The organism is Nocardia pneumoniae NBRC 100136 (assembly GCF_000308755.1).
GTDB lineage: Bacteria > Actinomycetota > Actinomycetes > Mycobacteriales > Mycobacteriaceae > Nocardia > Nocardia pneumoniae.
In genome coordinates, this window is record NZ_BAGF01000049.1 from 56,371 (window position 1) to 75,509 (window position 19,139).

The following is a 19,139-nucleotide window of genomic DNA, read 5'->3' on the forward strand; positions in this document are numbered from 1 at the left end:
CGCGCGCGGACCCGTTGCCCCGAAAACTTCGGCGGCGGTGCTAGCTTCAGGCGGGTGAGCGGGCGTGACAGGTATGGCGACATCTTCTCCGGACATCCCCGATCGAAGAAGCGGGCGGTACCCACGGTCACCGCGGAACGCGACCTGGTCGTCGAAGACGCCGCCACCGGATTCTGCGGCGCCGTGGTCGGTTTCGACCGCAGCTACGACGGCGAGTTCGTGAAGCTCGAGGACGCCCGCGGCGCGGTGCGCCTGTTCGCGCTGCGCGAGGCCGCGTTCCTCATCGACGGCGAGCCGGTCACGCTGGTCCGGCCGACCGCGGCCGCACCGAAGAAGCCGGCCCGCTCCGCCTCCGGGTCCACCCGGGTCGAGGGGCTGCGCGCGAGGGTGGCCCGGGGAAGCCGGATATGGGTCGAGGGTGTGCACGACGCGGCGCTGGTGGAGCGGGTGTGGGGTCACGATCTGCGCGTCGAGGGCGTGGTCGTCGAGCATCTGGAGGGCTTGGACAACCTGGCCGAGCGACTCGCCGACTTCCGGCCGGGGCCGGGCAGGCGGGTCGGCGTACTGGTCGACCACCTGGTGACCGGATCGAAGGAGACGCAGCTGACCACCGGGCTCGGACCGCACGTGCTGGTGACCGGTCATCCGTTCGTCGACATCTGGCAGGCGGTACGCCCCGCGACCGTGGGGATCGCGCAGTGGCCGCAGGTGCCGCGCGGGGAGGACTGGAAGACGGGCGTCTGCGCACGCCTGCGCTGGGGCACCCCGCAGGACGGATGGCGGCGCGTCTACGGCGCGGTGACCTCCTTCCGCGACCTGGAAACGCCGCTCATCGGCGCGGTGGAGCGCCTGATCGACTTCGTCACCGAACCCGAATAGGCGGCTGCCTCGCAGCGTCGTAGCGCGTCAGCGGATTGTGGCGACGGCCGGATGCGGGACGGTGTCCGCACGGATCCAGCGGTCGTCGCGAGCATTGGACCCGGGGTTCCGGCGCTGCTCACGAATGCCATCGCGCATGGATGCCCACCGGTAGCGCCCACCCTTTATGCTCGATAATTATGTGCTCTCCAAGCGCGACGCTGACGGTCTGGGCGAGCTCCTGGCTGGCCGGTCGCAGCGCGCCCGACGACGTTCTGGCCGCCTTGCACGCATGGGCGCCGAGGCACACGATCGCCGCGGGTGATCCGCTCGCCGGCGGCCGCACCGACTTACCCTGGTCGGCGCACGGCAACCTGCCAGGAAGCGGAGTCATGGCTCTGCTCAAGGTGATTCGCGAGACGATGGCGCAGCCGGGGTCGCAGCTGCGATTGGTGCTCCCGGTGCCGGGAGACGTGCGCGGAGTCCCCGCGGGCACGGCGTTCGCGGCCGACGCGATCGCCGCCGAGGAGGGCATTCTGATCGGGGTTCCCGGCACCGACGGGACCGGTCTCATCCCGCAGTGGGCGGACCAGGACACCCTGCAGTGGACCGTCTACAGCACCCCGATCCCGGCGGCGCCGGGCCCCGACATGTCGCTGGGCGAGGCCGAATACGCGATGCGCGAAGCGGTCCGCGATGCCGCCGACGCGCTGATGAAGCTGCACACCACCGCGCTCGGCGCGGCCGACTCCGATCCGCGCGAGCTCATCGAGGCCGAACTCGCCGACTACTCCCGGCACGACTATCCCGACTCGATTCCGTTGCGGGCCAGGCGCATTCTGGATACCGCCGACCATGTCGCGGCCATTCTCACGGTAGCGCAGCGGGAACCGGCCTCCGCTCCCACCTCCGCCAGCGCGATCGGCGCGCAGGAATCGCTGTTGCGCCCGCTGTGGGACGCGATCCGCGCGGCCAGGCTGGTCGCGGTGCACGCTTCGGCGCGAGGAAATAACTGACCTCGTCCCTGCGATCGCCGGTCCATGCGAGTATGCCCGTGAGTGGACGGGACAGGCACGTGCGTTTCACGCCATTCCCCATCGAATAGCGGCACCTTCTCCGGCGCAGCGGCGGGCCGCCTTTGAAAAACCGCAACGACGCTTCTGCGCACATCGGCTGTTCCCAAAGCCGTGCACGGCCCCGCAGGATTCTGCGCGCGGCCTGCACAGCCCGATGCAACCGCGGCGGAATTTCCCGCAGACGGCCGCCGCACGGCTCGCACGCTGGCGCGACGGCAGGGCGGGACCTGACGTCCCGGGCCCTCCCGCCCGCTACCCGGCCTTCGGATTGCCGCTGATCACTGCTGCGGCGGGTATGGCTGCTGGTATTGCTGCTGCTGTGGGTACTGCTGCTGCGATTGCGGTGGGTAGGGCTGCTGATACTGCTGCTGTGGGTACTGCTGATACTGCTGCTGCGGCTGGTAGGGCTGCTGGTACGGCTGGGCCTGGCCCTGCGGATACTGCTGCGGCGGATACTGCTGCTGGGGCTGGTTCGAGTTCGACTTCCCTCGTTTGCTCAACCAGATCACCAGGCCGATAACCACGGCAACGACTCCCAGGCACAGGATGAGACCCCCGACCGAGAAGCCGCCTTTACCGCTGCTCCGGCCGCGGCGGCGGGCTTCGGTGGCGTCCAGGGCGACGGTCCACACAGTCGAGTCGGACCAGGTGTGCGGGTCGAGCACGGCGGCGTTGGTCAGCACGTCGGCATAAGTCATCGAAAATTACCCCCAGAGGTATGAGTTCGTTGATTGGTCTCAGGCGCGAATGGATGCTATCGCGCGTGCTCAGCGTCAATTCCCAGCACTGGGACGGCGGATCGGCGCGCAGCAGCCGGGCGCGCACGGGGCGCCGTTGCGTGTGCAGCCATATCCGGGGACGCCGCCGAGGCGACGGGGTTCGGCATCGCCCAGGTGCTCGGAGATCAGTTCGACGACCAGCTTCGCGAAGCGGGGATCGGCGCCGGGCGTGGCAACCCGCGAAAACCCCATGCCCAGTTCGGCGGCCTTCTGCGCGGCCTCGTTGTCGAGATCCCAGATGACCTCGAGATGATCGGAGACGAAGCCGACCGGACAGACGACCACGGCTTCGACACCCTTGGCGGCGAGGTCGTCCAGATGGTCGACAATGTCCGGTTCCAGCCACGGCACCTGCGGCGGGCCGGAACGAGACTGCCAGACCACGTCGTAGTCGCCGTAACCGGTTGCCGCGGCACACAATCGAGCGGCCTCGGCGACCTGACGGCTGTAGAGCCTGCCGCCGTCGGGCGGCGGGCCCGCGGCGGCGTCGGCGGACACCGGAACGGAATGAGCGGTGAACACCAGCCGTGCTCCGGCCCGCTGGTCGACCGGAAGTCCTTCCCGCGCAACGCGAATCGCGTCGGCGAACGCCTCGATCAGCAGCGGGTGGTCGAAGTACTGGCGCAGTTTCACCAATTCCGGCGCGCCGTCACCGAAAGCCGCACGCGCCCTGGCGATGTCCTCGTGATACTGCAGGCAGCCGGAGTACCCGCCCCACGCCGAGGTCGGGAACACCAGCGCGGAGCCGACACCGTCGGCGGCCATCCGCGCGACGGTGTCCTCCACCATGGGATGCCAATTCCGGTTGCCGAAATAGACCGGCAGATCCAGGCCCGCGGCGGCCAATTCGCCCTCCACCGCCGTGATGATGTCCCGGTTGAGCGCGTTGATCGGGGAGACACCGCCGAAGTGCAAGTAGTGCTCGGCGACCGCCTCGAGGCGCTCGCGCGGCACTCCCCTGCCCCGGGTGACGTTCTCCAGGAACGGCATCACGTCCTCGGGCCGTTCCGGACCGCCGAAGGACAGCAGCAGCAGCGCGTCGACGGCCCGGACCACGGTGTCTCCCATCGAATCGGCTCAGCTCATCGCCATGTTCTCCGGGAACCAGGTGTTGTGGCTGGCTCCGCCGTCGACGTAGATGATCGAACCGGTGGTGCCCGGCAGCCAGTCCGACAGCAGCGCGACGATCGACTTCGCCACCACGGTCGGGTCGTCGACATCCCAGCCGATCGGCGACGCGCCGTCCCAATAGGTGTTGAGCTGGTTGAGCTTGGCGGCGTCGTCGGTCGCGGTGCCCGCGATCGCCTTGGCGGCCAGCGTCTTGATCGGACCGGCGGCGATCAGGTTGGAGCGGATCTTCTTCGCGGTGCCCACTTCCCGCGCCACGTACCGGTTCACCGACTCCAGCGCCGCCTTGGCCACGCCCATCCAGTTGTAGTACGGCATCGCGGTGCGCGGATCGAAGTCCATGCCCACGATCGAGCCGCCCTCGTTCATCACCGGAAGCACCGCGCGCGACAGCGACGCGTAGCTCCATGCCGAGATCTCGAACGCCTTCGCGGCGTCGGGTCCCGGACCGTCGAGGAACGGCCGAGCCTCCGGGCCCATCAGGGTGCGGGGCGCGAACGCGATCGAGTGCAGCACCCCGTCGATTCCCTCGGGCGCCAGTTCGCGCAGCTTGTCGGCCAGCCCGGCGAGATCCTCCTCGCTGGTGACGTCGAGCCCGATGGCAGGCGGAACCTCCTCGGGCAGTCGCTTGGCGATCCGATCGATCAGCCGCAGCCGCTCCGGGATGCCGGTGATGATCACCTTCGCGCCCTGCTCCTGCGCGACCGCCGCCGCGTGGAACGCGATCGACGAGTCGGTGATGATGCCGGTGACCAGAATGGTCTTGCCTTCGAGCAGTCCGCCCATAGGTTCTCGGTTCTCCTGAATCTGGATGGTGAGTTGGCTGCGGGCGGCCGGGAGCGGCCGCGCTACGCGTTCGGTCTGGTCAGTGGCCCATACCCATGCCGCCGTCGACCGGGATCACGGCGCCGGAGACGTAGGCGGAATCCTCGGACGCCAGGAAGCTGACCACGGCCGCAATGTCTTCGGGTTGGCCGAGCCGCTGCAGGGGGATGAACTTCTTCGCCATATCGCGCACGTCATCGGGAAGGTCCGCGGTCATGTCGGTCTCGATGAACCCGGGGGCGACGACGTTGGCGGTGATCGAGCGCGAGCCGAGCTCGCGGGTGACCGAGCGGGCCAGACCGATCACACCGGCCTTGGACGAGGCGTAGTTGATCTGGCCTGCTTGGCCGCTGAGGCCGACGACCGAGCCGAGGAAGATCATCCGTCCCCAGCGCGCACGCAGCATCGCGCGGTTCGCCCGCTTGGCGCACCGGAACGCGCCGGTCAGGTTGGCGTCGAGCACCCGGGTGAACTGCTCCTCGGTCATCCGCATCAGCAGCGTGTCGTCGGTGATGCCCGCGTTGGCCACGAGCACCTCGACCGGACCCTGGTGGGCCTCGACCTCGGTGAACGCCGCATCCACCGACTCGCTGTCGGTCACATCGCATTTCACACCGAACAAACCGTCCGGCACTCCGGACCCACGATGCGTGACGGCCACCTTGTGACCGTCGGCGAGCAGACGCTGCGCGACCGCGAGACCGATGCCGCGATTACCGCCGGTCACCAGGACCGACCGGGATGTGATGTTCGACATGGGGTTCAACCTACCTGGTCGTATGGATCGGTCATGACAGGGCCGCCGCGTTCGTCGAACCGACACTCGCACCCGGCGGTGTTCGTGAATCGGCACAACGGCAGCCCGCGTCGAAGGGAGCCCTGCTGGGTGGTACGGACATCGGGACGCGACTCGTAGCGCTAGGGCAGACGCTGGCGGTACAGCAGCCCGATGACGATTCCCGCGGCGATGACCAGCAGTCCCAGCAGCAGCCACGGACGGCTCGCGTCGCCTCTGGTCAGCTCATAACCGATCTGCTGCTCCAAGGTGTCGTAGACCCTGGTCAGCTCCTGCAAGGACGAGGCGGAATAGAACTCTCCGCTGGACAGCCGAGCGAGTTCGCGCATGGCGTCGTCGTCCACCGGCACCCGCACCTGTTCGCGGCTGCCGTCCTCGCGGGGGATCTCGACGACACCCCAGCTGGTGCCGAACGAGATCGTCGAGATCGGCACGTTCTTGGTCTTCGCGAGCCGGGCGGCGACGTACTCGTGCCGTGGGTTGTCGACGTCCTCGAACGCGGGGACGGTCTGTTTTCCGTCCGACATCAGCACGATCCGGGCGGGAGGCGGTTCCTGGGCCCCGCCCAGAACCGTGGCCAGCGTGTCGATCGCCTGCAACGCGGTGAGAATGCCTTCGCCCGTCGCGGTGCGCTCGGCCAACCGCACGTTGTCGATCGCCGCCTTGACCGCTTCGTGGTTCGTGGTCGGCGACACCATCACCGAGGCGGTGCCCGCGAAGGTGACGAAGCCGATGTTCACGCCCTCCGGCAGACCGTCGACGAACTCCTTGCCGGCCTTCTTCGCGACCTGGATCCGGCTCGGCGCCACGTCGGTCGCCTCCATCGACAGCGACACGTCCATCACCAGCATGACGGTCGCGCGGTTGCGCGGCACCTTCTTGACCGCCGTCGGCCCCGCCGCGGCGACGGTGAGGAACACCAGGCCGATCAGCAGCAGCGCGACGGCCACGTGCCGGAACGGACTCGGCCGGGAGGGAGCGACCTTCTCCAGCAGCTCCATGTTGGTGAACGTCAGCATGTGCTTGCGCCGGTTGCGCTGCACGAGGACGTAGCCGAGCGCGATCAACGCGATGACGGCGAGGAATCCGAGCCAGATCTGCGCGGTGAAATGCGAAATACTCACTGACGTGGCACCCGCCCGGTCGGGGCGCCGAAGCTGTGGCGCCGGGTGGACACGAACCGGACCACGTCGGCGATCCAGTCCCGATCGGTTCGCAGGGTGAGCACCGGAGCGCCGCAGCTGCGCAGGGCCTGTTCGACCTGCTGACGGTGGCGCTGCGCGGCGGCCGCGAAATCGGCGCGCAGGGTGGGCGTCACGCTGAACTCGCGGGTGCGCCCGGTCTCCGGGTCGTGCAGCACGACGTCGCCGATGTCGGGCAGCGACAGATCGCGCGGGTCGAGCACCTCGACCGCGAGCAGGTCGTGCCTGGCGGAGATGGCGCGCAGCGAGCGCTGCCAATCGATGTCACCCAGGAAGTCGCTGATGATCACCGCGAGCCCGCGTTTGCGCTGCGGGCGGCGCAGCGATTCGATGCCGCCGCGCAGGTCGCCGCGGACGCCGTCGCGTGCGTGCGGCGTGGTGGCGATGCTGCGCAGCAGCGACTGCGCGTGCAGCCGCCCGCCGCGCGCCGGGATGCGGACCAACCGCTCGCCGGTCGCGACGACTGCGCCGATCCGGTTGCCGCCGCCTCTGGTCAGATGCGTGATGGCAGCCGCGGCGGCGATGGCGAGATCGCGCTTCTGGCAGGCCGCGGTGCCGAAGTCGAGGCTGGCCGACAGGTCGACCACCATCCAGGTCTCCAGCTCCCGGTCGGCGATCATCTGCCGCACGTGCGGGTGGGTGGTGCGGGCGGTGACCGACCAATCCATCTGGCGCACATCGTCGCCCGGCTGGTATATGCGCGCCTCGCCCGGCTCGGAGCCGGGTCCCGGGATGAGTCCGAGGTGATCACCGTGCAGCACGCCGTCGAGCCTGCGGCGCACGGTGAGCTCGAGGGTCTTCAGCGCGACCGTGAGCCGGGGGTCGGTCAGCTCCCCTGCGTGGAAGGACGGCGGTGCGTGCGACGACATCGGCACTGGCGCGACCGGATCCGATGCCGAGGTCACTTCGGCGGGATGGTGCCCGCGGGCTGCGACGGCTGCCCGTTCGGCGGCTGCGGCACGGCCTGTGGCTGCGCCTGCTGCGGAATCTGCGGGTGCGGCGCGCTCGGCGCGGCGGCGGACGCGCCCGGCGCCACGGCCTGTGGCGCGACCTGCGGCAGGCCGACGGTCTGCAGCACGCGCTTGATCACGTCCTCCGGGCTGATCTCGTCGGCGAGCGCGTCGTAGGACAGCACCAGTCGGTGGCGCAGCACGTCCGGGATCACCTCGACGACGTCCTGCGGCACCACGTAGTCACGGCCGCGGATCAGCGCGACGGCACGGGCCGCGGCGATGATCCCGAGGCTGGCGCGCGGCGACGCGCCGTAGGAGATCCAGCTGGCCACGTCCTGCATGCCGAAGTCGGCCGGCGTGCGGGTCGCCGTGATCACCCGGACCACGTAGTCCACCAGAGCATGGTGGACGAACGTGTTGGCCGCGACCTTCTGCAGCCGGATCAAATCCTCCGGTTGCAGGATCCGACTCGCCTCCGGCGGGGTCACGCCCATCCGGTAGATGATCTCGCGCTCCTCCTCCACCGAGGGGTAGTCGACGAGGAGCTTGAACAGGAAGCGGTCGCGCTGCGCCTCGGGCAGCGGGTACACGCCTTCGCTCTCGATCGGGTTCTGCGTCGCCATGACCAGGAAGGGATCCGGCATCGGATAGGTCTTGCCGCCGATCGACACGTGCCGCTCGGCCATCACCTCGAGCAGCGCCGACTGCACCTTGGCCGGGGCGCGGTTGATCTCGTCGGCGAGCACGAAGTTCGCGACGACCGGGCCGAGTTCGGTGTCGAATTCCTCGCGGCCCTGGCGGTAGATGCGGGTACCGATGAGGTCGGTCGGCACCAGGTCGGGCGTGAACTGGACGCGCGCGAACGAACCGCCGACCACTTTGGCGAAGGTCTCCACGGCCAGGGTCTTCGCGATACCGGGAACGCCTTCGAGCAGCACGTGACCACGCGCGAGCACACCGACGAGCAGTCGTTCGACCAGGCGATCCTGGCCCACGATCACCCGCTTGACCTCGTAGATCGCCTTCTCCAGGGTCTGGACGTCACGCTCGAGGGTGCTGGGCGCTGAGGCCGGCGCATCCTTCGCCAGATTCGCCCCGCTCACACCGTCCGTCGAAGTCACCAACATCCCCGCTTTCGCCTTGGTCCTGTGCGTGCTGCCCCAACTATTCCAGGTAATCACGGCCTGTGCCGCAACGGGACCCGACATGATGGGAATTCGACGAGTCCCGGACCCGCCGCAATACCCGGAATGTCCGATATGTCAGGAGACTATGCGCACCGCGTAGGGCATGATTCCGCTCTCGCGGACCGGGGACACCTTCACCACATCGCCGGACTGTGGCGCCTCGACCATCTTGCCGTCACCGAGATACAGCGCGACGTGCTGGCTGCCGCTGGGGCCCCAGAACAGCATGTCGCCGCGTTCTCGCTCATCGACCGGCACCCTGGTCCCCGCGTTGTACTGGTAGCCGCTGTAGTGCGGCAGCGAGACCCCGATACCCGCGAACGCGTAGACCATCAGACCCGAGCAATCGAAGCCGACCTTGTTGTAGTCGCCGTGGGTGTCGGCGACGCCGCCGTCGCGGATGCCGAGGGTCGGCCCGTCTTCGTCGCCGCCGCCCCAGGCATAGGCGACGCCCAGCTGCGACATCGCCCGGTCGACCACGATCTCGATCGCCGCCGAACCACCGACCGAGGGCGAGCCCGGTCGCGGCGCGCTCCGGCGCGGCGGCGGCGCGTCCTCCAGCTGGGTGTGCGGGCGCTTTCCGGCGCCGAGCTGGGCGGCGCGGTCCTGTGCGGCCTGATCACCGGCCGCGCGGGCGGCAGCCGCCGCCGCGGCCGCGCGCACGGCCGCTTCCTCCGCCTTACGCTGCGCGTCCCAGGCCAGATAGGCGTCGCGCTGGTCCCGCAGACCGGCCACGTTGTGGCGTGCCAGATCCAGCCTGCCCTGCGCGTCCTGGCGCCTGCGCAGCAGGTCGTCGCGCTGCGCGGCCTGGTGGTCGAGTTCGGCCTTCGCCGCGGCGACCGCGTTCTCCGCGTCGGTCTTGCGCGCCGCGGCGACGTCGGCGGCCGCGTCGGCGGCCGCCTTCGCCTGCCGGGCGGCGGAATTCTTGTTGCCCTGATCGATCTGGGCGCGGCGCAGGCCGTCGAGCACCTGCTGCCGGTTCTTGGAGACCAGCCCCAGCAGCTGGGCCCGGTCGAGCGCGGCCGCGGGAGTGGCGGCCGCGAGGTAGGTGATCATCGAATCGGAGCCGGGCCGCGTGTAGACCTGGGTCGCGAACTGGTCGAAGTTGTGCCGCGCCTGGCCGACCCGCGCTCCGGCGTCGGCCAGTGCGTGCTGGGTCTCGGCGACCACCACGGCCGCCGCGTCGACGGCTTCCCGGGCGTTCTGCAGGTCGACCAGCGCCCGGTTGACGTCTTCCCGGCGCTGCGCGACCACGTCGTCGAGTTGCCGCAGTTCATGGTCGGCGGCGGCGACCTGGTTGATGAGCGTCCCCACCTCGGCGACCCCGGCGTCGACCTGGGCGCCGGCCTGGGCGATCTGCGCGTCGCTGGGATTTGCCGGAGGAGGCGGCGCAGCGGCGACCGGTCCGGTGGCGACCACCGTGGCGACCGATATCAGCAATCCCATAGCGACCCATAGCGGGCGCCGGCCGGCTAGTTCGCCGTTGTTGCGCATCACACCTCCCATGGACCGGATTCCGGCAATGCCTCACGGGCATCAGGCGAACCATGACGCACTGTGGTCGACAGATGGCCTCTGGAAACACATATTCCCCATAACGGACCATTCGAACCGTATGCCACATAAGTCACATGAACAACAGCAGTAACACTGTCGCACATCGACGATCAGCAATAGCTACAAATTTGCTGAATTCGGGTAAGACTTCCGTCTAATGAAAGAGACCAACCGGACGGAAAGTTAGCTATAGGGATACTGGAGTCCGGACCGCCACCGAGTGCGCTCATCGCAGCCTTTGCGCGGCCGAACACCGCGCCGGGAGTCCCGGCCAGTCGAGAGTGAGTACCGCGGGCGATGCCACGCGGCCGAGGGCCGATCGCTCGCCAGCGACCGGCCGACAAGCAACCGCCGCGCTAGACGGCGCGCACGTCCGGCGACTCGCCCTCCGGGGATACCCGGTCGGCGGACTCTTCCTCCCGCGCCCGCCGGGCTTTGATCCAATACAGCCCGGCGATGGCCGCCAGCGTCCCGGCCAGCAGCGTGCAGGTGATGGCGGTCCAGGAGACCGGTTCCGGTGATTCGAGACGGGCCGCGAAGACGCTCGCCGCCTCGCCGCTGTCGCCGTGCCGGAACTTCGCGGCGTCCTCGGCCCATTCCAGCCGTACCCTGCTGATCGTGTCGCTGTAGGTGCCGACCCAGTCGTCACTGAAGACGACGACGGTGCCGTGCTGCGTCTTGCCCACTTCGGTGGCCAGGTCCCGTAGGCTCGAGTCGTGTCCTGGATTGCCGGGGACCACCACGATGCTCAGCGGGATGCCATGGGATCGCGCTTCCGCGGCGACGGCCGCCAATTCCGCCTCGTCCTTGCCGGTCAGCGTCGCGACGTGATCATCGGCCAGATCGGCGTTGAGCGAGCGCACGGTGTCGGTGGTGAGGTTCGGCGGCAATTCCGCGGCCATGGGGGTGAAAACCGAGGTGTGCGGGGCGGTCATCTTCCATCCGGTCTGTCGAGCCGCATCGGCAACCGAAGCGACAGGCATCCAACACTGCAGGGTCGAGCGAGATCCCCCTTGCTGGCTCGAAAGCACAGTACGCGACGGAGTGTCGCATCACCGGCCCACGGCACGCCCAACCGGCCCCCTGGTATTTCACAGGACAAGCGTACTGTTAAGGTCGTACCGCGAGGAACCGGCGCCCTGGCGGCGCCGGAGCACCTCCGAAGACTCGGTCGCCGGCACAGCCCCGTCGGCGGCCACCCTCACAGACGAGTGGAGCTGACGTGACGACAAGTATCGATACTTTCGGCGCCAAGGGCACCCTCGAGGTCGGTAGCAACTCCTACGAGATCTTCCGCCTCTCCGCCGTGCCCGGCACCGAGAAACTCCCCTACGCACTGAAGGTCCTCGCGGAGAACCTGCTCCGCACCGAGGACGGCGCGAACATCACCGCCGATCACATTCGCGCCATTGCGAACTGGGATCCGTCGGCGCAACCGAACACCGAGATCCAGTTCACGCCCGCCCGCGTCATCATGCAGGACTTCACCGGCGTGCCGTGCATCGTCGACCTGGCCACCATGCGCGAGGCCGTCGCCACCCTCGGCGGCGACCCGGACAAGGTGAACCCGCTCGCCCCCGCCGAGATGGTCATCGACCACTCCGTCATCATCGACGTGTTCGGCCGCGAGGACGCCTTCGAGCGCAACGTCGACATCGAATACCAGCGCAACGGCGAGCGCTACCAGTTCCTGCGCTGGGGCCAGACCGCGTTCGACGACTTCAAGGTCGTCCCGCCGAGCACCGGCATCGTGCACCAGGTCAACATCGAGCACCTGGCGCGCGTCGTCATGGTCCGCAACGGACAGGCCTACCCCGACACCTGCGTCGGCACCGACTCGCACACCACGATGGTCAACGGCCTCGGCGTGCTCGGCTGGGGCGTCGGCGGTATCGAGGCCGAGGCGGCCATGCTGGGCCAGCCCGTCTCGATGCTCATCCCGCGCGTGGTCGGCTTCAAGCTGACCGGCGAGATCCAGCCCGGCGTGACCGCGACCGACGTCGTGCTCACCGTGACCGACATGCTGCGCAAGCACGGTGTGGTGGGCAAGTTCGTCGAGTTCTACGGCAAGGGCGTGGCCGAGGTTCCGCTGGCCAACCGCGCCACCCTGGGCAACATGAGCCCGGAATTCGGCTCCACCGCCGCGATCTTCCCGATCGACGACGTCACCGTCGACTACCTGCGCCTGACCGGCCGCTCGGACGAGCAGGTCGCGCTGGTCGAGGCGTACGCCAAGGAGCAGGGCCTCTGGCACGACGCCGATTCCGAACCCGCCTACTCCGAGTACCTCGAGCTGGACCTGAGCACCGTGGTGCCGTCCATCGCGGGCCCGAAGCGTCCGCAGGACCGAATCCTGCTGTCGGAGTCCAAGATCGCCTTCCGCAAGGACATCCACAACTACACCAGCGACGAGGTCAGCGGCCCCGCCGCGGCCACGCCGCACTCGCACCTGGACGAGGCCATCGAGGAGTCCTTCCCGGCCAGCGATCCGGCCGTGCTGTCCTTCGCCGACGACGACGCCGTGCTGGTGTCGGCGGCCACCGGCGCCGAGGGCCGTCCGTCCAAGCCGGTGAAGGTGCAGACCGAGGAGTACGGCGACTTCGTGCTCGACCACGGCGCGGTGGTGGTCGCCTCGATCACCTCCTGCACCAACACCTCCAACCCGTCGGTCATGCTCGGCGCGGCGCTGCTGGCCCGCAACGCGGTGGAGAAGGGCCTGACCCGCAAGCCGTGGGTGAAGACCTCCATGGCGCCGGGCTCGCAGGTCGTCAACGGCTACTACGAGAAGGCCGGCCTGTGGCCGTACCTGGACAAGCTGGGCTTCAACCTGGTCGCGTTCGGTTGCGCCACCTGCATCGGCAACACCGGCCCGCTGCCGGAGGAGATCTCCAAGGCGGTCAACGACAACGACCTCACCGTCACCGCGGTGCTGTCCGGCAACCGCAACTTCGAGGGCCGCATCTCCCCCGACGTGAAGATGAACTACCTGGCCTCGCCGCCGCTGGTGATCGCCTACGCGCTCGCCGGGACCATGGACTTCGACTTCGAGCACGACGCGCTCGGCAAGGACCAGGACGGCAACGACGTCTTCCTGAAGGACATCTGGCCCTCGCCGCAGGAGATCCAGGACACCATCGACCGGGTCATCAGCCGCGACATGTTCCTCGAGGACTACAAGGACGTCTTCCGCGGTGACGAGCGCTGGCGCAGCCTGCCCACTCCGGAGGGCAAGACCTTCGACTGGGACGCGCAGTCCACCTACGTGCGCAAGCCTCCGTACTTCGAGGGCATGCCGCAGACGCCGGAGCCGGTCACCGACATCAAGGGCGCTCGGGTGCTCGCGCTGCTGGGTGACTCGGTCACCACCGACCACATCTCCCCCGCGGGCAACATCAAGCCGGGCACCCCGGCCGCCCAGTACTTGGAGGCCAACGGCGTCGAGCGCAAGGACTACAACTCCTACGGCTCGCGTCGCGGCAACCACGAGGTGATGATCCGCGGCACCTTCGCCAACATCCGGCTGCGCAACCAGCTGCTGGACGACGTCTCGGGCGGCTACACCCGCGACTTCACCCAGCCGGGCGGTCCGCAGGCGTTCATCTACGACGCCGCGCAGAACTACCAGGCGGCGGGCATCCCGCTGGTCGTGCTCGGTGGCAAAGAGTACGGTTCGGGCTCGTCACGTGACTGGGCCGCCAAGGGCACCCGCCTGCTGGGCGTGAAGGCCGTCATCACCGAGTCGTTCGAGCGCATCCACCGCTCCAACCTCATCGGCATGGGCGTCATCCCGCTGCAGTTCCCGGCGGGTGAGTCGGCCGCGTCGCTGAAGCTGGACGGCACCGAGACCTTCGACATCGAGGGCATCACCAAGCTGAACGAGGGTGTGACCCCCAAGACCCTGAAGGTCACCGCCACCAAGGAGAATGGTGACAAGATCACCTTCGACGCGGTCGTGCGGATCGACACCCCCGGTGAGGCCGACTACTACCGCAACGGCGGCATCCTGCAGTACGTGCTGCGCAACATGATTCGCGGCTGAACCGTGTTCCGCCGACGGTAGGAACCGTCGTAGAAGGGTCCGCGCACCGCATCCGCGGTGCGCGGACCTCTCCACATTCCGCTTCGCGCCGCACCGCGCACCCCACGCGCGATGCCCGCTTCCCTCGGAGGAGCCCGATGCCCAAGGTCAGTGACGATCACCTCGCCGCCCGGCGCAGCCAAATCCTCGACGGGGCACGCCGCTGCTTCGCCGAGTACGGCTACGACGGCGCCACCGTGCGCCGCCTGGAGGAGGAGATCGGGCTCTCCCGGGGTGCCATCTTCCACCACTTCCGGGACAAGGACGCGCTGTTTCTCGCCCTCGCCCAAGAGGACGCCGAACGCATGGCCGACGTCGCGGCCAACCAGGGCATCGTGCAGGTGATGCGCGATATGCTCGCCCATCCCGAGCAGTTCAACTGGCTCGGAACGCGTTTGGAGATCGCGCGGCGGTTGCGCACCGATCCCGAGTTCCGCGCCGGCTGGACCCAGCGTTCGGCCGAGCTCACCGCCGCCACCCTGGCCCGCCTGGAACGCCGCAAGGCCGCGGGCGCACTGCGCGACGACGTGCCCACCGACGTCCTGCTCGGCTACCTCGACCTCGTCCTGGACGGCTTGATCGCCCGGATCGCCTCCGGCCACACCAACGAAAACCTCTCCGCGGTGCTGGACCTCGTCGAGGCCTCGGTCCGCTCCCCCGCCTCTCCGAGCCTTTAGGCCGTACCGTCAAAATGTCGCGTTGATGTACTCCGCCGCGTGTGTGGTCCAGAGCACATCCGTGCCCGGCATCTTGTGCGTCGCGTAGAGCACGTGCTGACCGTGCGGCCATGGGGTCAGGTACCCGATGACGCCGCGGACCGCCGCACTGTAACGGTCGAGGTTGCCGATCGGGTCGCGGTGCAGGATTTCCAGTAGCTCGGCGAAGATCAGCGGCGCGACGTTGCCGATGCGAGCACCCTCGACGAAAGAGAACGGCGAGATGCCGACGCCGATGATGCGCAACGGCGAATCCTTCGGGGCGGCGGTGATGATGTCACCGGGGTTGGCGTACTCGCGGACCGCGACCGAGGCGGGCCACGCCCCGCGCTGCCCGTGCAGACCGAAGGTCGAGGCCGGGCAGAGGTTTCCGACCGACTCACCGGCCCGCCGCAACGGGTTGGCGATGTTGACCGCGAACGCGATCTCCAGCGGCGAGCCGTCGATGTTCTTGTACTTCCCCGACCGGACGCCCTCCAAGATCCGGCTGGCGCAAATGCCGCCGAGCGAATAACTCAGCAGCCCGCAGACATTCGGCGAGTCCTGGATCGCTTTCACCCCCGCGGCCGTGCCGAGCCGCACTGATGTGTCCAGCGACGGACCCCACACATTCGGCGCGGGCCCCACCGGCACCGGCCCCACCGAAGCGGGCCAATCGGGCTCGAAGCAGCTGAATTTGTCGGTGTCGAGTAGTTTGGCGACGTCGTGCAACATGCCCGCGGGCGTTCCGTCGGAGTTCCGCGGCTCCCCGGTGCCGCGGAGAGTGATGATGTCGATCATCGTGTCCTCCTTGCACAATCGCACCGAAACTTTCGGCACGCAATTCCACGGTAAACCCGAGCGAGACCGCAGGCGTGAGTATCGAGCTACCTCATCTGACCACGAGTCTTCCCATGTAGAGCGGCATTCGACGGATCGGAGGCCGCGTTCGGCTACCGCGACTACTCCACCGGTTCCATGCTGTTCAGCAGGATTCGCGCGATCCGATCCAGTTCACGCCGCTCGCCGGCGGTCAGCACGGACAGGAGCCTGGTCTCGTTCGCGGTGTGCTCGGTGACCACGGCGTCGACGAGTTCCCGCCCGGCCTCGGTGAGGGCGACCCGGATCGCGCGACGGTCCTGCGCGTCCGCGACCCGCCGCACCAGCCCCGCCGCTTCCAGCCGATCCAGCCGCCCGGTCATCCCCGCCCGGGAGAGCATCAGCGTGTCGGCGAGGACCGATGGGTTCAGCTCGAAGGGTGCGCCCGACCGACGCAACGCGGCGAGTACATCGAACTCACCGCGCTGCAGGCCGTGTTCAGCGAACACCGCCTCGATCTCGCGCTGTGCCACCACCATCAGCCTGCCCAGCCTGCCGATCACGGCCATCGCCTCGAGGTCGAGGTCCGGACGTTCACGCCGCCACTGCGCCACGATCGCGTCGACAGGATCCGTTTTCCGTTCGGTCATGGACTGATTCTATTCGGCGGTATATAGTTCGGTAGCTAATTATCAAACGCCGAATCAAATGGAGTCCCCGATGAGCACTACCGACCCGCACACCCGAGCCGCGATCCGCCAGCCGCAGGACGCGGAAACGCTGCACACGAAGTCGGTCACCCTGAGACTGCTGATCGACGCCGAGGAGGCGGGCGGAGCGCTGAGCACACTGGAAGTGACCATGGACCGCGGGGCCGATGGCGCGGCACCGCACTACCACACCCGTTCCGACGAGCTGTTCTACGTCGCCGACGGTGAACTGCAACTGCTGGCGGGCGACCGGATCGTGACGGTGGGCGCGGGCGGTTCGATCGTGGTGCCCAAGTTCATGCCGCACGCGTTCGGCGCGGCGCCGGACAGCTCGGCGCGCATCTTGATCGCCCTCACGCCGGGCGTGCAGCGCTTCGAGTACTTCCGCCTGCTGGAGCGCATCGCGAACGGAGAATCGACCATGGCCGAGCTCGCGGCGGCCCAGGAGGAGTTCGACAACCACTTCGTCGACGCCCCCGCGTGGTGGGCCGAGCGCAACGGCAACCGGAACTGATCACCCTCCGATGCGCCGGGAACCGCAAATCCCGGTCCGCACAGTCCGATTCGGCGAAGTTGATCAAGACGTTCCGCACAGCCGAGACGAGGCAATACGATCCCCGCGGAGGCCACGGTGCACGAAAGTACAGATGCACAGCCGCCAATATCGGGCTATGGACGCGGTCGACATCCAACACACGGGATAGCTTGACGATTGCACCCTGACTATTTCCGGTCTACCGGAAATCTTTCGGCGCTCGCCCGTTCCCAATCGGAATTCGGTTTGCCACTGGCCGGTAAATCTCCCGATCCGAACCGATCCGGGTACCTACCGCGATATGATCCCTCACACGCTTGGGGGTCGTGGCAAATGGTGAGCAGATCGGAGAAACGGCTATGACCGACATAATCCGCCGTCCCGGGACGACGCCGACGAGTGACCGCGTTCCTCCGCTCCAGGGTCTGCTGGTCGCGGAATCGGACCGCGAGATCAGCGTGCGCGTCGCCGAGGGGACGTGGACGTTCCGTCGGTCCGACGTTCTGCGAGTTGTCGATTCCACTGCGCAGCACCCCGATCAGGACGGCCGCCCGGTGTCGGTGGACATTCGCGCGGGCGCCACCGCGGACTTCACCCGGCGATTGCGGATCGACTTGGTCGACCGGCCGATGACCATCCCGGAGGCGCCGTCGGAGGCGCTCGGCGACGACCAGCTGCGCCGCCTCACCGAAATCTGGGCCGACCGACTGCAACTCGTGGAGTCCCCGGGTACCGGCGGCGCGACGTTCACCTACTGCCAGACCAAATCGCTCGACGGCAGCGACGACGGCATCAACTGCGACAGTCTCGACTGAACGGCACGCGCATGGCGGCACGCCGGAGGGCTTCGGTCCTGATCGTGTCCGAATCCGATGACCTGCACGGCACCGCGATGGCGGCGACGTTACGAGAACACCATGGGCTGAGCCCGATTCAGCTCGATCTGCGTGATTTTCCCCGCGAGTCCGGCAGCTTCCGCCTGGACCGGCTCGGCACAACTCGCTCGCTGTCGCACGTGATCGGCCTCGACGACGTCCGGTCGGTCTGGTGGCGGCGACCGCACCCCGCCCAGGTACCCGCGGGGGTCCGCGCCTCGGACAACGAGTTCCGCCAAGCCGAGTGTGACGGCTTCATCCAGGGATTGCTCTGGTCCATCCCGGCCTACTGGGTCAACGACCCAGGGGCGGACCGCACCGCGGGACGCAAGATCGTGCAGCTGGAAACGGCGATGCGGGCCGGGTTCGCGGTACCGGAGACGCTGATCACCAACGACCCCGACGAGGCGCGCAGTTTCGTCGAATCCCGCCCTGGTCCCGTCGTTTACAAACGCACCGGCACCAGCCGCGGCGAGTTCGCCGAGACCAGGATCATCTCCCGCGACGACTTCGGCAGGCTGGCCGCGATCCGTTCGGCGCCGACCACCTTCCAGGACTACATCGACGCCACCTGCGACCTGCGCGTGGTGTGGGTGGACGGAATCGAGTGGACCGTGCGCATCGACTCACAAGCCGGAGTCGGCAAGGTCGACTCCCGCCTGGACACCTCGGTCGACTTCCGGCCCGACCACCTGCCCGCGGCGGTGAGCAAGTCGCTGGCCACCCTGATGGGCGCGCTCGGGCTGTCCTTCGGTGTGCTCGACATCCGGCTCGGCCGCGATGGCGAGTACTACTTCCTCGAGGTCAATCCGCAGGGCCAGTTCGCCTACCTGGAGATCAAGACCGGACTGCCCATCTTCCGCAGCCTGGCCAACCTCCTGGTGGACGGCGACGGCATGGTGGCCGGTTACTGAAGCGCGTCCACCGCGCGCCCGCGAACACCACCACCGGCTTGCCGGAGCTGTTGGTCAGGTCGGCGATCTCGGCGGGCAGGTCCGCGCCGATCCGGCGGGCGGGCTGCCACGGCAGCCGCGGATCCGGCCGGTGCGAGAGCACAAGTTCGGGC

The 19,139-nt window shown here is 68.3% G+C and carries 18 protein-coding genes; 7 read left to right on the top strand and 11 right to left on the bottom strand.

Annotated features, from left to right (window positions below; all coding sequences use genetic code 11):
* The first annotated feature begins 54 nt into the window (after positions 1 to 54).
* Positions 55 to 879, top strand: coding sequence for a DUF3097 domain-containing protein (locus tag ON34_RS15155; RefSeq protein ID WP_040779869.1), 825 nt, complete (start codon positions 55 to 57; stop codon positions 877 to 879).
* 179 nt (positions 880 to 1,058) lie between these two features.
* Complete coding sequence (locus tag ON34_RS15160) at positions 1,059 to 1,874, top strand: Rv1486c family protein (protein WP_040779870.1); 816 nt, start codon at positions 1,059 to 1,061, stop codon at positions 1,872 to 1,874.
* 338 nt (positions 1,875 to 2,212) lie between these two features.
* Here ON34_RS15160 and ON34_RS37100 read toward each other — a convergent pair whose 3' ends face one another.
* The 9 genes from ON34_RS37100 to ON34_RS15205 all read right to left on the bottom strand — a co-directional run bounded on the left by ON34_RS37100 (position 2,213) and on the right by ON34_RS15205 (position 11,296).
* Entirely contained in the window at positions 2,213 to 2,632 is a 420-nt protein-coding gene (locus tag ON34_RS37100; protein ID WP_051022670.1) for a hypothetical protein, read from the bottom strand.
* A 75-nt stretch (positions 2,633 to 2,707) separates the two neighbouring features.
* Entirely contained in the window at positions 2,708 to 3,781 is a 1,074-nt protein-coding gene (locus tag ON34_RS15170; RefSeq protein ID WP_040779872.1) for a ferrochelatase, read from the bottom strand.
* A 9-nt stretch (positions 3,782 to 3,790) separates the two neighbouring features.
* Positions 3,791 to 4,627, bottom strand: coding sequence for an NADH-dependent enoyl-ACP reductase InhA (gene inhA, locus ON34_RS15175; RefSeq protein ID WP_040779873.1), 837 nt, complete (start codon positions 4,625 to 4,627; stop codon positions 3,791 to 3,793).
* A 79-nt stretch (positions 4,628 to 4,706) separates the two neighbouring features.
* On the bottom strand, positions 4,707 to 5,423 hold the full coding sequence (gene fabG1 / locus ON34_RS15180) for a 3-oxoacyl-ACP reductase FabG1 (protein WP_040779874.1): 717 nt from the start codon (positions 5,421 to 5,423) through the stop codon (positions 4,707 to 4,709).
* A gap of 161 nt (positions 5,424 to 5,584) precedes the next feature.
* Positions 5,585 to 6,586, bottom strand: a complete 1,002-nt coding sequence (locus ON34_RS15185; protein WP_040779875.1) for a VWA domain-containing protein — start codon at positions 6,584 to 6,586, stop codon at positions 5,585 to 5,587.
* A complete protein-coding gene (locus ON34_RS15190) occupies positions 6,583 to 7,533 on the bottom strand; it encodes a DUF58 domain-containing protein (RefSeq protein ID WP_040779970.1) in 951 nt (316 codons plus the stop codon). Before ON34_RS15190 ends, ON34_RS15185 begins: the two co-directional genes overlap by 4 nt.
* 32 nt (positions 7,534 to 7,565) lie before the next feature.
* Positions 7,566 to 8,744 carry a chaperone MoxR1 gene (moxR1, locus tag ON34_RS15195; protein ID WP_040779876.1) on the bottom strand — a complete coding sequence of 393 codons (1,179 nt, stop codon included), beginning with the start codon at positions 8,742 to 8,744 and terminating at the stop codon, positions 7,566 to 7,568.
* Positions 8,745 to 8,879: 135 nt separating this feature from the next.
* On the bottom strand, positions 8,880 to 10,298 hold the full coding sequence (locus tag ON34_RS15200; protein WP_040779972.1) for an NlpC/P60 family protein: 1,419 nt from the start codon (positions 10,296 to 10,298) through the stop codon (positions 8,880 to 8,882).
* 419 nt (positions 10,299 to 10,717) lie between these two features.
* The gene (locus ON34_RS15205; protein ID WP_040779877.1) at positions 10,718 to 11,296 is read right to left on the bottom strand and encodes an Rv1476 family membrane protein; all 579 of its coding nucleotides are present in this window, start codon (positions 11,294 to 11,296) and stop codon (positions 10,718 to 10,720) included.
* 287 nt (positions 11,297 to 11,583) lie between these two features.
* Between ON34_RS15205 and acnA the strand changes: the two genes are divergently transcribed.
* Entirely contained in the window at positions 11,584 to 14,400 is a 2,817-nt protein-coding gene (gene acnA, locus ON34_RS15210; RefSeq protein WP_040779878.1) for an aconitate hydratase AcnA, read from the top strand.
* 137 nt (positions 14,401 to 14,537) lie between these two features.
* Positions 14,538 to 15,116, top strand: coding sequence for a TetR/AcrR family transcriptional regulator (locus tag ON34_RS15215; protein ID WP_040779879.1), 579 nt, complete (start codon positions 14,538 to 14,540; stop codon positions 15,114 to 15,116).
* Between the two features lie 9 nt (positions 15,117 to 15,125).
* On the opposite strand, the gene ON34_RS15220 is transcribed toward ON34_RS15215, so the two are convergent.
* Both ON34_RS15220 and ON34_RS15225 read right to left on the bottom strand, forming a co-directional pair.
* A complete protein-coding gene (locus tag ON34_RS15220; protein ID WP_040779880.1) occupies positions 15,126 to 15,935 on the bottom strand; it encodes a hypothetical protein in 810 nt (269 codons plus the stop codon).
* Positions 15,936 to 16,096: 161 nt separating this feature from the next.
* On the bottom strand, positions 16,097 to 16,603 hold the full coding sequence (locus ON34_RS15225) for a MarR family winged helix-turn-helix transcriptional regulator (RefSeq protein ID WP_040779881.1): 507 nt from the start codon (positions 16,601 to 16,603) through the stop codon (positions 16,097 to 16,099).
* A 70-nt stretch (positions 16,604 to 16,673) separates the two neighbouring features.
* Between ON34_RS15225 and ON34_RS15230 the strand changes: the two genes are divergently transcribed.
* The 3 genes from ON34_RS15230 (at position 16,674) to ON34_RS15240 (ending at position 18,987) form a co-directional block, all read left to right on the top strand.
* Positions 16,674 to 17,177 (top strand): cupin domain-containing protein, encoded by a 504-nt coding sequence (locus tag ON34_RS15230; protein WP_040779973.1) that lies wholly within the window; start codon positions 16,674 to 16,676, stop codon positions 17,175 to 17,177.
* A 380-nt stretch (positions 17,178 to 17,557) separates the two neighbouring features.
* Positions 17,558 to 18,013, top strand: a complete 456-nt coding sequence (locus tag ON34_RS15235; RefSeq protein WP_040779882.1) for a hypothetical protein — start codon at positions 17,558 to 17,560, stop codon at positions 18,011 to 18,013.
* Between the two features lie 44 nt (positions 18,014 to 18,057).
* A complete protein-coding gene (locus tag ON34_RS15240; RefSeq protein ID WP_245548043.1) occupies positions 18,058 to 18,987 on the top strand; it encodes an MvdC/MvdD family ATP grasp protein in 930 nt (309 codons plus the stop codon).
* The last annotated feature ends 152 nt before the right edge of the window (positions 18,988 to 19,139 follow it).

Coding starts and splice junctions, on each gene's coding strand:
- ON34_RS15160 (WP_040779870.1), top strand. CDS start 1,059: ATGTGCTCTCCAAGCGCGACGCTGACGGTCTGGGCGAGCTCCTGGCTG.
- ON34_RS37100 (WP_051022670.1), bottom strand. CDS start 2,632: ATGACTTATGCCGACGTGCTGACCAACGCCGCCGTGCTCGACCCGCAC.
- ON34_RS15170 (WP_040779872.1), bottom strand. CDS start 3,781: ATGGGAGACACCGTGGTCCGGGCCGTCGACGCGCTGCTGCTGCTGTCC.
- inhA (WP_040779873.1), bottom strand. CDS start 4,627: ATGGGCGGACTGCTCGAAGGCAAGACCATTCTGGTCACCGGCATCATC.
- fabG1 (WP_040779874.1), bottom strand. CDS start 5,423: ATGTCGAACATCACATCCCGGTCGGTCCTGGTGACCGGCGGTAATCGC.
- ON34_RS15190 (WP_040779970.1), bottom strand. CDS start 7,533: ATGTCGTCGCACGCACCGCCGTCCTTCCACGCAGGGGAGCTGACCGAC.
- moxR1 (WP_040779876.1), bottom strand. CDS start 8,744: ATGTTGGTGACTTCGACGGACGGTGTGAGCGGGGCGAATCTGGCGAAG.
- ON34_RS15200 (WP_040779972.1), bottom strand. CDS start 10,298: ATGCGCAACAACGGCGAACTAGCCGGCCGGCGCCCGCTATGGGTCGCT.
- ON34_RS15205 (WP_040779877.1), bottom strand. CDS start 11,296: ATGACCGCCCCGCACACCTCGGTTTTCACCCCCATGGCCGCGGAATTG.
- ON34_RS15215 (WP_040779879.1), top strand. CDS start 14,538: ATGCCCAAGGTCAGTGACGATCACCTCGCCGCCCGGCGCAGCCAAATC.
- ON34_RS15220 (WP_040779880.1), bottom strand. CDS start 15,935: ATGATCGACATCATCACTCTCCGCGGCACCGGGGAGCCGCGGAACTCC.
- ON34_RS15225 (WP_040779881.1), bottom strand. CDS start 16,603: ATGACCGAACGGAAAACGGATCCTGTCGACGCGATCGTGGCGCAGTGG.
- ON34_RS15230 (WP_040779973.1), top strand. CDS start 16,674: ATGAGCACTACCGACCCGCACACCCGAGCCGCGATCCGCCAGCCGCAG.
- ON34_RS15235 (WP_040779882.1), top strand. CDS start 17,558: ATGACCGACATAATCCGCCGTCCCGGGACGACGCCGACGAGTGACCGC.